This is a genomic window from Paracoccus ravus (genome assembly GCF_004522175.1).
In the GTDB taxonomy this organism is placed as follows: domain Bacteria; phylum Pseudomonadota; class Alphaproteobacteria; order Rhodobacterales; family Rhodobacteraceae; genus Paracoccus; species Paracoccus ravus.
In genome coordinates, this window is sequence record NZ_SDEB01000008.1 from 90,621 (window position 1) to 103,001 (window position 12,381).

General features: G+C 62.3%; 14 protein-coding genes. All 14 read left to right on the forward strand.

Annotated features, from left to right (window positions below):
- Positions 1 to 139 precede the first annotated feature (139 nt).
- The 14 genes from rpsM to ESZ60_RS09010 all read left to right on the forward strand — a co-directional run bounded on the left by rpsM (position 140) and on the right by ESZ60_RS09010 (position 12,377).
- Entirely contained in the window at positions 140 to 508 is a 369-nt protein-coding gene (gene rpsM, locus ESZ60_RS08945) for a 30S ribosomal protein S13 (protein WP_134680226.1), read from the forward strand.
- A gap of 13 nt (positions 509 to 521) precedes the next feature.
- A complete protein-coding gene (gene rpsK, locus ESZ60_RS08950) occupies positions 522 to 911 on the forward strand; it encodes a 30S ribosomal protein S11 (RefSeq protein WP_011747123.1) in 390 nt (129 codons plus the stop codon).
- Positions 912 to 1,029: 118 nt separating this feature from the next.
- The gene (locus ESZ60_RS08955) at positions 1,030 to 2,046 is read left to right on the forward strand and encodes a DNA-directed RNA polymerase subunit alpha (protein WP_134680227.1); all 1,017 of its coding nucleotides are present in this window, start codon (positions 1,030 to 1,032) and stop codon (positions 2,044 to 2,046) included.
- Between the two features lie 109 nt (positions 2,047 to 2,155).
- Positions 2,156 to 2,578, forward strand: coding sequence for a 50S ribosomal protein L17 (rplQ, locus tag ESZ60_RS08960; RefSeq protein WP_134680228.1), 423 nt, complete (start codon positions 2,156 to 2,158; stop codon positions 2,576 to 2,578).
- A 342-nt stretch (positions 2,579 to 2,920) separates the two neighbouring features.
- Positions 2,921 to 3,532 carry a helix-turn-helix transcriptional regulator gene (locus tag ESZ60_RS08965; RefSeq protein ID WP_134680285.1) on the forward strand — a complete coding sequence of 204 codons (612 nt, stop codon included), beginning with the start codon at positions 2,921 to 2,923 and terminating at the stop codon, positions 3,530 to 3,532.
- Positions 3,533 to 3,599: 67 nt separating this feature from the next.
- Entirely contained in the window at positions 3,600 to 4,190 is a 591-nt protein-coding gene (locus tag ESZ60_RS08970) for an acyl-homoserine-lactone synthase (RefSeq protein WP_134680229.1), read from the forward strand.
- A 61-nt stretch (positions 4,191 to 4,251) separates the two neighbouring features.
- Entirely contained in the window at positions 4,252 to 5,577 is a 1,326-nt protein-coding gene (locus ESZ60_RS08975) for a replication-associated recombination protein A (RefSeq protein ID WP_134680230.1), read from the forward strand.
- Positions 5,574 to 5,948 (forward strand): fluoride efflux transporter CrcB, encoded by a 375-nt coding sequence (crcB, locus tag ESZ60_RS08980; protein WP_134680231.1) that lies wholly within the window; start codon positions 5,574 to 5,576, stop codon positions 5,946 to 5,948. Before ESZ60_RS08975 ends, crcB begins: the two co-directional genes overlap by 4 nt.
- A complete protein-coding gene (locus tag ESZ60_RS08985) occupies positions 5,945 to 6,988 on the forward strand; it encodes an RluA family pseudouridine synthase (RefSeq protein WP_134680232.1) in 1,044 nt (347 codons plus the stop codon). Before crcB ends, ESZ60_RS08985 begins: the two co-directional genes overlap by 4 nt.
- Positions 6,988 to 7,662: an HAD-IA family hydrolase gene (locus ESZ60_RS08990; RefSeq protein ID WP_134680233.1), complete on the forward strand. Its 675-nt coding sequence runs from the start codon at positions 6,988 to 6,990 to the stop codon at positions 7,660 to 7,662. The genes ESZ60_RS08985 and ESZ60_RS08990 overlap by 1 nt, the downstream gene beginning before the upstream one ends.
- Complete coding sequence (locus tag ESZ60_RS08995) at positions 7,659 to 8,387, forward strand: ATP12 family chaperone protein (protein ID WP_134680234.1); 729 nt, start codon at positions 7,659 to 7,661, stop codon at positions 8,385 to 8,387. The genes ESZ60_RS08990 and ESZ60_RS08995 overlap by 4 nt, the downstream gene beginning before the upstream one ends.
- 154 nt (positions 8,388 to 8,541) lie before the next feature.
- The gene (locus ESZ60_RS09000) at positions 8,542 to 9,567 is read left to right on the forward strand and encodes an amino acid ABC transporter substrate-binding protein (protein ID WP_134680235.1); all 1,026 of its coding nucleotides are present in this window, start codon (positions 8,542 to 8,544) and stop codon (positions 9,565 to 9,567) included.
- A gap of 103 nt (positions 9,568 to 9,670) precedes the next feature.
- The gene (locus ESZ60_RS09005; protein ID WP_134680236.1) at positions 9,671 to 10,924 is read left to right on the forward strand and encodes an amino acid ABC transporter permease; all 1,254 of its coding nucleotides are present in this window, start codon (positions 9,671 to 9,673) and stop codon (positions 10,922 to 10,924) included.
- 1 nt (position 10,925) lies between these two features.
- Complete coding sequence (locus ESZ60_RS09010) at positions 10,926 to 12,377, forward strand: amino acid ABC transporter permease (RefSeq protein ID WP_134680237.1); 1,452 nt, start codon at positions 10,926 to 10,928, stop codon at positions 12,375 to 12,377.
- Positions 12,378 to 12,381: the final 4 nt, after the last annotated feature.

Consider the following 12,381-nt stretch of genomic DNA (forward strand, 5'->3'; position numbering starts at 1 on the left):
TCCCTTAATTCGCAGCATCTCGCATGAGAATCACCTGAGACTCAGGTGTCAGTTGAAGGCCCGAAGGCACAGCTTTCGGGTCTTTGGTTGTGAAAAAAGGTTCCGGTGCTACGGAACCGCAACATGAGAAGGAAAACGCGTGGCTCGTATTGCTGGCGTCAACATTCCGACCGGGAAACGTGTCCCGATCGCACTGACCTATATCCACGGGATCGGCCCGAAATTCGCTGACGAGATCATCGCAGCGGTCGGTATCGATGCAACCCGTCGCGTCAACGAACTCTCGGATGCCGAAGTTCTGTCGATCCGCGAATATATCGATGCCAACCTGACCGTCGAGGGCGACCTTCGCCGCGAGACGCAGATGAACATCAAGCGCATGATGGACCTGGGTTCGTACCGTGGTCTGCGTCACCGTCGTGGCCTGCCGGTCCGCGGTCAGCGTACCCACACCAATGCCCGTACCCGCAAGGGCCCGGCGAAGCCGATCGCCGGCAAGAAGAAGTAAGGGGTAACGGACAATGGCACGCGATAAAACCCGCATTAAGCGTAAGGAACGCAAGAACATCGCCACCGGCGTGGCGCATGTGAACTCGTCCTTCAACAACACCAAGATCCTGATCTCGGACGTGCAAGGCAACGCCATTTCGTGGTCGTCGGCTGGCACTATGGGCTTCAAGGGTTCGCGCAAATCGACCCCTTACGCTGCCCAGATGGCCGCTGAAGACGCGGGCAAAAAAGCCCAAGAGCACGGCGTTCGCACTCTGGAAGTCGAAGTTCAAGGCCCCGGCTCGGGTCGTGAATCGGCTCTGCGCGCTTTGGCTGCTGTCGGTTTCAACATCACGGCGATCCGTGACGTGACCCCGATCGCGCACAATGGCTGCCGCCCGCCGAAACGTCGCCGGGTCTAATTCGGATTTGTGATAACGCGTTCCGCGCCGGTTCTCGGCGCGGGCGCGATTTTCGCATTCAACCTCGGGCGTTTCCGGCCACCGGTCATGGGCTGGAAACAGGTATGGAGGCAAACGCATGATCCACAAGAATTGGGCTGAACTGATCAAGCCGACCCAGCTTGAAATCAAGCCGGGCGCTGATTCGAGCCGTGTTGCCACCGTCGTGGCAGAACCGCTCGAGCGCGGCTTCGGCCTGACGCTGGGCAACGCGCTGCGTCGCGTTCTGCTGTCCTCGCTGCAGGGCGCCGCGATCACCTCGGTCCAGATCGACAACGTTCTGCACGAGTTCTCGTCGGTTCCCGGCGTGCGTGAAGACGTCACCGACATCGTCCTGAACCTCAAGGGCGTGACGCTGAAGATGGAAGTCGATGCGCCCAAGCGCCTCACGCTCTCGGCCAAGGGCCCGGGCGAGGTCAAGGCTGGCGACATCCAGGAAACGGCCGGGATCTATATCCTGAACCGCGACCACGTCATCTGCCATCTGGACGAAGGCGCCGAGTTCAACATGGAACTCACTGTCTCGACCGGCAAAGGCTATGTCGCCGCCGACAAGAACCGTCCCGAGGATGCGCCCATCGGTCTGATCCCGATCGACGCGATCTTCTCGCCGGTGAAACGCGTCAGCTACGAAGTCACCCCGACCCGCGAAGGTCAGGTTCTCGACTATGACAAGCTGACCATGAAGGTTGAAACCGACGGTTCGCTGACCCCGGAAGACGCCGTGGCCTATGCCGCGCGCATCGTTCAGGACCAGCTTTCGGTCTTCGTGAACTTCGAAGAGCCCGAAGCCGCGACCCGTTCGGACGCTGATGACGGTCTGGAATTCGACCCGCGCCTTCTTAAGAAGGTCGACGAGCTGGAACTGTCGGTCCGTTCGGCGAACTGCCTCAAGAACGACAATATCGTCTATATCGGCGACCTCATCCAGAAAACCGAAGCCGAGATGCTCCGCACCCCGAACTTCGGCCGCAAGTCGCTCAACGAGATCAAGGAAGTGCTTTCGGGCATGGGCCTGCATCTCGGCATGGACGTCGTGGACTGGCCGCCGGAAAATATCGAAGACGTTGCAAAACGCTTTGACGACCAGTTCTGATCGCATTCGGGGGCGCCTGTCGCCCCCGCAATACCGGGCATTCCGCCCCAAGGAGAGCGGCCCAACGCAGGGTCGCCGGACAAAGAAAAAGACGTCATAGGAGATTATCATGCGTCACGCCCGCGGTTACCGCCGTCTGAACCGTACCCATGAGCACCGCAAGGCGCTCTTCGCCAACATGGCCGGCTCGCTGATCGAGCACGAGCAGATCAAGACGACCCTGCCGAAAGCCAAGGAACTTCGCCCGATCGTTGAAAAACTGATCACCCTGGCGAAGCGCGGCGATCTGCACGCCCGTCGTCAGGCCGACGCCCAGCTGAAGCAGGACCAGCACGTCGCGAAATTGTTCGAAGTGCTCGGCGCCCGCTACAAGGATCGTCAGGGTGGCTATGTCCGCATCCTGAAGGCCGGCTTCCGTTATGGCGACATGGCTCCGATGGCGATCATCGAGCTGGTCGACCGCGACGCCAGCGCCAAGGGCGCTGCTGACCGCGCTCGTCTGGACGCCGAATCGGCTGCCGAAGAAGCATAAGAATCTCAATCCTTTCTTAGGGTTATGAGAATATTAAACCCGCAGCCCAAATCAGGGTTGCGGGTTTTTTGCAACACAGGCTTGTAAACCGTTTGCCCTCACAACTTGGCATTGATGCGGCGGGCATTATTGGAATCTGCCCCAGCCGTTTGGTTTTAAACCCAATTTCTGAATGCGAGGCCGGGGGCAGGCGAAAAGCTTGGTTAATTTCCTGAATGGAAATCCTGAAGGTTGCAGCTTGGTGGCGCGAAATCGCCGCTCGCAAAAGCGGATGTGCTTGAATAGAGTTGGCTTCATGCCATTTTGGCCCTGCTCAAGAAAACGCAACCTACCCAATTGGTCATGTCGTCCCGCGCTGATATCAACGCAGCTCTCTCGAAGCTGAAAAAGCTTGCACCGGCCGGCTATTTTGTCGGCCTGCATATCCGTTTCGCTGCGCCTCTGATGCAGTTCCAGACCTATAACAAGGATTGGTCGCTTCGATATTCCGAGCGCGCCTATGCGCTGCGCGATCCCACCATCGCCTGGGGTTTCTCGACCACCGGGGCCTGCCGCTGGAGCGTGCTTCCCATCCCCGATCCATTCTCGATCCTGCAGGATGCCGCGGATCACGGCCTGCCGTTTGGGCTAGTTGTCGCTCATGGACCGATCAAGTCGCGCACTATTTGTTGCTTTGCCCATGACAAACGGGAATTCACGGATGATGAAATCGAAATGATTTCAGAAACGATTCGGCGTCTTCACGACCTTACGGAGCCGCCGGAGAGCCTGACAAAGGCTCAGCAAGAGGCCCTTCGGTGTATCGCAGAGGGAGATCGACATGCAGCGGCGGCAGCCAAGCTTGGAATAACGGAAAGCGCTTTCAAGGCACGTCTCATTTCGGCGCGTGAACGTCTCATGGCGCGCACCACTGCAGAAGCGCTGCAACGGGCCAAGGATTACCGCTTGCTGTAAAAAATTGTTCGCCTAAGAGCGATTACACCCTGGGGCCACGACCCACCACAACCCCAGGAGATCATCTATGCAGACCACCACGCTTTCGTTCGCCAATCTTCACAATCACGGCGAGCTTTTCGCAAATGTCTTTCGCGCACGAAAGCAAAGTTTCATCGTCCAGAAGCGCTGGGACTTGCCCCAGACGGACGATATGGAGTTCGATCAATACGATACGCCAATGAGCCGCTGGGTCGCCATTCATGAGCATGGCTCGGTTCTTGCCGGGGTCCGCCTGACTCCGACGACCGCCCGTTGCGGGGTTTACAGCTATATGATCAAGGACGCGCAGGACAACCGCCTGAACGGATCGATTCCGCCCAACCTGCTGGATGCGCCAGCGCCCGTCGATGCCAATACCTGGGAGGCGAGCCGGCTTTTTGTCGACCACAACGTTTCGCAGCGCGAACGCCGCAGCGTCCATATGAAACTGGTGGGCGAGATGACCAATTCCGCACGTGAACTGGGCGCGACGCGGCTGGTCTGTCTGGTGGCCTCGCATTGGCCGCGCTGGTTGAAGCCCTGCGGTCTCGACGCCCATGCGATGGGTCCGGTGGTCTGGATCGACGACGGTTATTTTCAATGCGTCTCGATCAATCTGGCGACCAAGCTGCATTGATCGGAAATGGCGGGCGAGGGGATCTTTCGCCCGCATTTTCCACGGCGTAACATGTGGCCTCATGGCAGATCTCTTCGACCCACCCGATAGCGGCGCATCCGCGCGCGAGGCCAACCGCCCCTTGGCCGACCGGATCCGGCCCGCCCGGCTTACCGAGGTCGTGGGGCAAGAGAAGGTGCTTGGTCCGGACGGCCCTCTTGGCGCAATGCTGGGCTCGGGCAGCCTGTCCTCGCTGATCCTCTGGGGGCCGCCGGGCGTGGGCAAGACCACCATCGCGCGGCTTCTGGCGCTGGAAACGGATCTGGCTTTCGTGCAAATCTCGGCAATCTTCTCGGGCGTTCCCGAATTGCGCAAGGTCTTTGACGCGGCCCGGTTGCGTCGGCAGCAGGGTCGCGGCACCTTGCTTTTCGTCGATGAGATCCACCGTTTCAACAAGGCCCAGCAGGACAGTTTCCTGCCGCATATGGAGGACGGCACCATCGTCCTTGTCGGGGCCACGACCGAGAATCCCAGTTTCGAGTTGAACGCGGCGCTTCTGTCCCGCGCGCAGGTCATCATCTTGGAACGTCTGGACCTTGCCGACCTCGAACGCCTCGCCCAGCGGGCCGAGCAGGATCTGGGCCGCGCGCTGCCTCTGACGCCGCAGGCCCGAGATCGTCTGTTGGGGATGGCCGACGGCGACGGTCGCGCGGTGCTGAACCTGATCGAGCAGGTCATGGCGTGGCGTGTTCAGGGTCAACTTGACACAGACCAGCTTTCCCAGCGCCTGATGCGGCGCGCGGCGAAATACGACAAGTCGGGGGATGAGCATTACAACCTGATCTCGGCCCTGCACAAATCGGTGCGCGGCAGCGATCCCGATGCGGCGCTTTACTGGTTTTCCCGGATGCTCGAAGGCGGCGAGGACCCGCGCTATCTGGCCCGCCGCATCACCCGCATGGCGGTCGAGGATATCGGCCTTGCCGACCCGGCGGCGCAGCGGCATTGCCTCGACGCCTGGGCACTTTACGAGCGGCTCGGCAGCCCCGAGGGCGAGCTGGCACTTGCGCAGGCGGTGATCTATCTCGCGCTCGCGCCGAAATCCAATGCAGGCTACAATGCCTATAAGGGCGCGCGCGATCTGGCGCGGCGCTCGGGCAGCCAGATGCCGCCCGCCCATATCCTGAACGCGCCTACTGGGTTGATGAAAGAACAGGGCTACGGCGCAGGCTATCAATATGACCACGACGCCGAAGACGGCTTTTCGGGGCAGGATTATTTCCCCGAAGGCATGAAACGTCCCGTCCTTTACCTGCCTGTCGAACGCGGATTTGAACGAGATCTGAAAAAGCGCGTTGAATGGTTCGCCAGCCTCCGTCAAAAGCGGCGCATCGAGGGCAAGTCATGAATCATGCATTCCTTCAGGTCGCCTTGGGTGGCGCTCTGGGGTCGATGGCGCGTTACGGCGTCACTATTCTGGCGGGGAGGATCAGCCCCGCATTTCCATTGGGTACGCTGACGGTGAATATCGTCGGCTGCTTTGTCATGGGCTTGCTCGCCGCCATCATCGCGCATCGCGGAGGGCAGCATCTCGCGCCCCTCGCGCTGACCGGGATGCTGGGCGGCTTCACCACGTTTTCGGCCTTCGCGCTGGACACGATGGTTCTTTGGGAGCGTGGCGCGGCCCTGACCGCTGCGGGCTATGTGCTGGCTTCCGTCGTGATTTCACTTCTGGCGGTTCTCGCCGGATTGGCCATTGGCCGGGGGTTGTTCGTATGAGTGGTGTTCAGACCATCCGCATCGGCGCGGATGAGGGCGATCAGCGTATTGATCGCTGGTTGAAGAAACGTTTCCCGCAACTGACGCAGGGCGCGGTCGAGAAGATGTGCCGCACCGGCCAGCTGCGCGTCGATGGCGGCCGGGTCAAGGCCAATAGCCGGATCGAGACCGGGCAGGAGGTCCGCATCCCGCCGATCCCCGATGGCGCCCCGCCGCCGCCCACGGCCAAGGCCCGGGTGAAGCAGTCCGATGCCGAGATGATCCAGTCCTGCGTCTTGTGGCGCGACGAGCATATCATTGCGCTGAACAAGCCGCCGGGTCTGCCCTCGCAGGGCGGCTCGGGGCAGGGCGACCGCCATGTCGACGGCCTGACCGAGGCGCTGATGTTCGGCTACAAGGACCGGCCCAAGCTGGTCCACCGCCTCGACAAGGACACGTCGGGCGTGCTGCTGCTGGCGCGCACCGACCGGATCGCCCGCGCGCTTTCCGAGGCGTTTCGTCACCGTCTGACCCGCAAGATCTACTGGGCCGCCGTCGCAGGGGTACCGCATCCGCGCATGGGCTCGATCAAATATGGTCTGGTCAAGGCACCGGGTCGCGGTCGCATGGGCGAGGGTGAAAAGATGGTCGCCGTCCATCCCTCGGCGGTCGCGGAAACCGAAGGGGCCAAGCGCGCCCATACCGATTACGCCGTCCTTGAGGCGGTCGGCAGCCGCGCCTGTTGGGTGGCGATGGTTCCGGTCACGGGCCGCACGCATCAGTTACGCGCCCATATGTCCGAGATCGGCCATCCGATCGTCGGCGACGGCAAATATGGCGGGTCGGGGCAGGAAAACCTTGGCGATGGCTGGGGCGCGCAACTGGGCGGTGATATCAGCCGCAAGCTGCACCTGCATGCCCGGATGATCCGCTTCGAGCATCCGATCACCAAGAAGCTGATCACCATCACCGCGCCGCTGCCGGACCATATGGAACGGACGTGGAAGACCTTCGGCTGGCAGGAAAACGACGTCCCCGAAGATCCCTTCGCGGAGGCGTGATGCGGCTGGTCATCTTTGACGTCGACGGGACGCTCGTGAACAGCCAGCACGAGATCACCGAGGCGATGAACCTTGCCATGCGCGGTGTCGGCCTGCCCGAGATGGAGCCCTTGCAGATCCTGTCGATCGTGGGTCTTTCGCTGCCGGTCGCGGTCGCCCATCTGCTGCCCGAAGCGTCCGAGGTTTTGCTCGACCGCGTCGTGACCGGCTATCGTGATTCCTTCATCGCCTCGCGCGCGGCGGGCGTGGTGCCGCCGCTTTATCCCGGCGCGCTCGACTGCCTCGATGCGCTGGCGTCGCTCGATCACGTCCTGCTGGGCATCGCCACCGGCAAGCCGATGCGCGGGCTGAATGCGGTTCTTGAGGCGCATGGCCTCACGGGGCGGTTCTTCACCCGGCAGACGGCGGATGGTCATCCCTCGAAACCGCATCCGGCCACGCTGGAAAGCGCGCTCTTCGATGCCGGGCTTGAGGCCTGCGACGCCGTGATGGTCGGCGACACGACCTTCGACATGGACATGGCCCGCGCGGCGGGCATGGCGGGTTACGGAGTCGATTGGGGCTATCATCCCAGCGCCTCGCTGCATCAGGCGGGCGCGGTCCTGGTCGCGCCGGATTATCCCACATTGACGCAGGCCCTGTTGAATTGGGCGGAACAAGGAAGTCACGCATGAGCGGCGAATGGAAAGCCCGGCGGTTCTGGAAAGCGGCGGTGATCCGCGAAGCCCAAAGCGAAACCGGGAGCGGCTGGGAGGTCACTCTGGACGGCCGCCCCGTCCGCACCCCCGGCAAGCTGCCCCTGATCCTGCCGACCGCTGCACTGGCCGCGGCGATTGCCGAGGAGTGGGACGCGCAGGCCGATGTGATCGATCCGAACACCATGCCCCTCACCCGTGCGGCGAATTCCGCGGTCGAGCGGGTCACGCCGCAATTCGAAGCGGTGGCCCTCATGCTTGCCGAATATGGCGGCACGGACCTGCTTTCCTATCGCGCCGAGGCCCCCGAGCGGCTGATCGAGGCGCAGGCCGCGGGCTGGGACCCGTTGATCGACTGGGCCGCGACCGAATTGCGCGCGCCCCTGCGCATCACCCATGGGGTGCTGCCGGTGCCGCAGGACGAATCCTCGCTGCTGAAATTGCGGGCAGAGGTCATGGCGCTTGATGTGTTTGGCCTGACCGCGCTTCATGATCTTGTCACGCTTCCCGGCTCTTTGGTGCTGGGTCTGGCGGTGCTCAAGGGCCGGCTGGATGCCGAAAAATCCCATGCGCTTTCGCGAATTGATGAGGAATATCAAGCCGAAAGCTGGGGGCGCGACGAAGAGGCAGATGAGGCCGCTCGGGCGCGGTTGGAGCAGATGCTCAATGCCGAGCGATTCTGGCTTTTGAGCAGAACGACCTGAGGTCACTTCCCTAATTCTTGACGCAGAGAAGTTCCTCGGCACAATGCCGCTTATGGGGGCAGTCAAACTGCCCCTTGGCTCAAACGGGCTAGCCTACGGCCCCAGCTTCCAGACGGCCCGGTCAAGGGTCGGAAGACCAACAGAGAGGAACCCCATGAAGAAATCTGCACTCTTCGGTTCTGTCACCGCCCTCGCGCTTGCCGCGACCGGTGCCATGGCCGCTGAAGGCGACACGCTGAACGAGGTAAAAGCCCGCGGCGTGATGAATTGCGGCGTCAATACCGGCCTCGTGGGCTTTGCGGCCCCGGATGCCAATGGCAACTGGACCGGATTTGACGTGGCGCTGTGTAAGGCCGTGGCCGCTGCCGTCCTGGGTGACGCGACCAAGGTCAAATATGTCCCGACCACCGGCCAGACGCGCTTTACCGCGCTGTCCTCGGGCGAGATCGACATGCTGGCCCGCAACTCGACCTGGACCTTCCAGCGCGATACCGACCTCAAGCTCGATTTCGTCGGCGTGAACTATTACGACGGTCAGGGCTTCATGGTCCGCAAGGATCTGGGCGTGTCTTCCGCGAAAGAGCTGGAAGGCGCGACGATCTGCATCCAGACCGGCACGACGACCGAGCTGAACCTGGCCGATTACTTCAAGGCCAATGGCATGAGCTATCAGCCGGTCAATATCGACAGCAATGCCGAGGGCGAACAGCAATATATGGCCGCGGCCTGCGACGCCTATACGACCGACGCCTCGGGCCTTGCCGCCACGCGCGCCGCATTTGCGGATCCCGAAAACCACATCATCCTGCCCGAGATCATCTCGAAAGAGCCGCTCGGGCCGGCGGTTCGCCATGGCGACAACAACTGGGGCGACATCGTCCGCTGGACCCTCAACGCGCTGGTCGCGGCCGAGGAATATGGCGTGACCTCGGCCAATATCGACGAGCTGGCGAAATCCTCGCAGAACCCCGAGGTGCAGCGCCTTCTGGGCACGACCGACGAGTTGGGCAAGATGCTGGGCCTGGATGCCGAATGGGCCAAGCGCGCGATCAAGGTCTCGGGCAACTATGGCGAGATCTTTGCCGCGACCATCGGCGAGCAGACCCCGATCGGTCTGGCCCGCGGTCTGAACGCGCAATGGACGCAGGGCGGCCTGCTTTACGCGCCGCCCTTCCGCTGATCACTGACGACCTGGACGGGCGGGGGCAAACCCCGCCCGTTCCTCCACGTGCCGGCAAGAACATGGGCAACAGACCCGAAAGCCGGCCAACAGGGGTTACAATATGGTAGATTACCCAGGCGCGGCCTCGCCGCCTTTCCGCCTGTCGATGCTGATTTACGACCGCCGATATAGGTCGCTGACTATTCAGGCCGTCGTCTTTATCCTGGTCATGCTTCTGGCAAGCTGGCTCATCGACAATACGCTGAAAAACCTTGCCATCATGGGCAAGACCCTGAGCTTTGACTTTCTGTTCAGGCGCGCCGGGTATGACATCCCGCAACAGCTGATCCCCTATAATTCGGACGATACGCATTTGCGGGCTGCGACCGTCGGCCTGCTGAACACGTTGCAGGTCTCGATCCTGGGCTGCATCGCGGCGACCGTCGTCGGCGTCATTGTCGGTGTCCTGCGCCTGTCGCAGAACTGGCTGATCGCGCGGCTGATGACGATCTATGTCGAGGTCTTCCGCAATATCCCGCTGCTCTTGTGGATCCTCGTGATCCTCGCGATCTTTACCGAGGTCATGCCGCCGCCGAACGCCTATCGCGGCGAGTCCCCCCGCGCCAGCATGATCATGTTCGATCTGGTCGCGCCAACCAACCGCTATACCGCCGTGCCCGCGATCGGCCTGTCGAACCCGCCCGGCACCATCGCCATCGGGCGCGAGGGGATCAGCTGGGCGCTGATCGCCTTTGTCGTGGTCCTTGCGGGAGCATGGCTGGGTCATCGCGCCCTGCGCAAAAGCGCGAAACGGGTGCAGGACGCGACCGGCATCCGGCCGGTGACCTGGTGGAAGGTTCTGGCGATGTATCTCGTCCCGGTCCTGTTCCTGACCTGGTATTTCGGGCTGCATCTGATCCCGCCGGTCCTGCGCGGCTTCAATTTTGCTGATGGCACCAATCTGGACAACGCGCTTGTCGTGCTGTGGCTGGCGCTGACGCTCTATACCGGGGCCTTCATCGCCGAGATCGTCCGGGGCGGCATCCTTGCGGTCAGCAAGGGCCAGACCGAAGCCGCCTATGCGCTGGGGCTGCGCCCGCGCCGGACCATGAGCCTAGTCGTTTTGCCGCAGGCCTTGCGGGTGATCGTGCCGCCGCTGATCTCGCAATATCTGAACCTGACCAAGAACAGCTCTCTCGCCATCGCGGTGGGCTATATGGACCTGCGTGGCACTCTGGGCGGCACGACGCTGAACCAGACCGGGCGCGAAATGGAATGCATGGTCCTGATGATGGGCGTCTATCTGCTGCTCAGCCTGATCATTTCGGGCGGGATGAATGTCTTTAACAGCCGCGTCAAGCTGAGGGAGCGCTGAGATGAGCGACACCCATGCCCAGACCGTCGCCTTTGTCCGCGACACGATGCTGCCCCCCGAACCGCCCCCGGTCAGCGAATCCGGCGCGGTGAAATGGCTGCGCGAGAACCTGTTCTCGGGCCCGCTGAACATCGCCCTGACGCTGCTGGGTCTGTTCATCCTGTGGCTGCTTTTCAGCACGCTCTGGCCCTGGCTGTCGCATTCCGTCTGGAATGCGAACAGCATGGCCGAATGCCGCGAGATCATCGCTGCGGCGCATGGCCCCGATGCCTCGGGCGGCTGCTTCGCGGTCATCAAGCATCGCTGGAACCAGTTCGTCTTTGGCTTCTATCCCGTCGATCTGTATTGGCGGCCGGTTCTGGCCTTTGGCGCGCTGTTTCTGGCCCTTGCGCCGGTCCTTTTCGCGGACAGCCCCCTGGCGCGGCGGATCGTGACCGGAACCGCTGCCGTCCTGACCTTTGCAATCGCGGCGGTGCTCGGGGCAGGGGGGCTGGAACTGGCGGCAATCGCCGTGCTCCTGCTGGCCTGGATCTTGCTGATCGAGATGCGCGGCGACCTCGCGCTGGTCGCGACACTGCTTTACCCCTTTCTCGCGGTCTGGCTGCTCTGGGGCGGAACCCTGTGGGAGCCGCTGATGGCGCTGGCCGGATTCGTCATCGGCTTCGTCATCTGGCGGGCGCTCTCGGCCTATGGGATGTTTGCCTTTGCCGCGGCCGTTCTTGCCGCCGTGCTGTGGTGGCTCTTGCTGTCGGATCTGGTGGCGCGTGGCATCGCGGCGATCCTGCCGATGCGCCTTGTCCCGGTTTCCTCGGACCAGTTCGGCGGGTTCGTCCTGTCGATCACCATCGGCGTCGCGGGCATTGCGCTGTCGCTGCCGCTGGGGATCGTGCTGGCCCTGGCCCGGCGCTCGGACCTGCCGATCATCAAGACGATGGCCGTCCTCTTTATCGAGTTCATCCGCGGCGTGCCGCTGATCACGCTCTTGTTCGTCGCCTCGCTGCTTCTGAACTATTTCATGCCGCCGGGGACGAATTTCGACATCATCCTGCGGGTCATCATCATGGTGACGCTGTTCGCTTCGGCCTATATGGCCGAGGTGATCCGCGGCGGGCTTGCCGCGCTGCCCAAGGGCCAATACGAGGCCGCCGACGCGCTGGGGCTGGATTACTGGAAGGCCCAGCGGCTGGTGATCCTGCCGCAGGCGCTGAAGATCAGCATTCCCGGCATCGTCTCGACCTTTATCGGCATGTTCAAGGACACGACGCTTGTCGTTTTCGTGGGACTTTTCGACCCGCTCAAGGCGATGTCCGATACCATCCGCGCGAGTTTCGAATGGAAAGGGGCCTATTGGGAGCCCTATATCTTCGTCGGCGCGATCTTCTTCATTCTCTGCTTCGGCATGTCGCGTTATTCGATGTATCTCGAACGCCGCCTGAAGCGCGACCACCGCTGAGGAG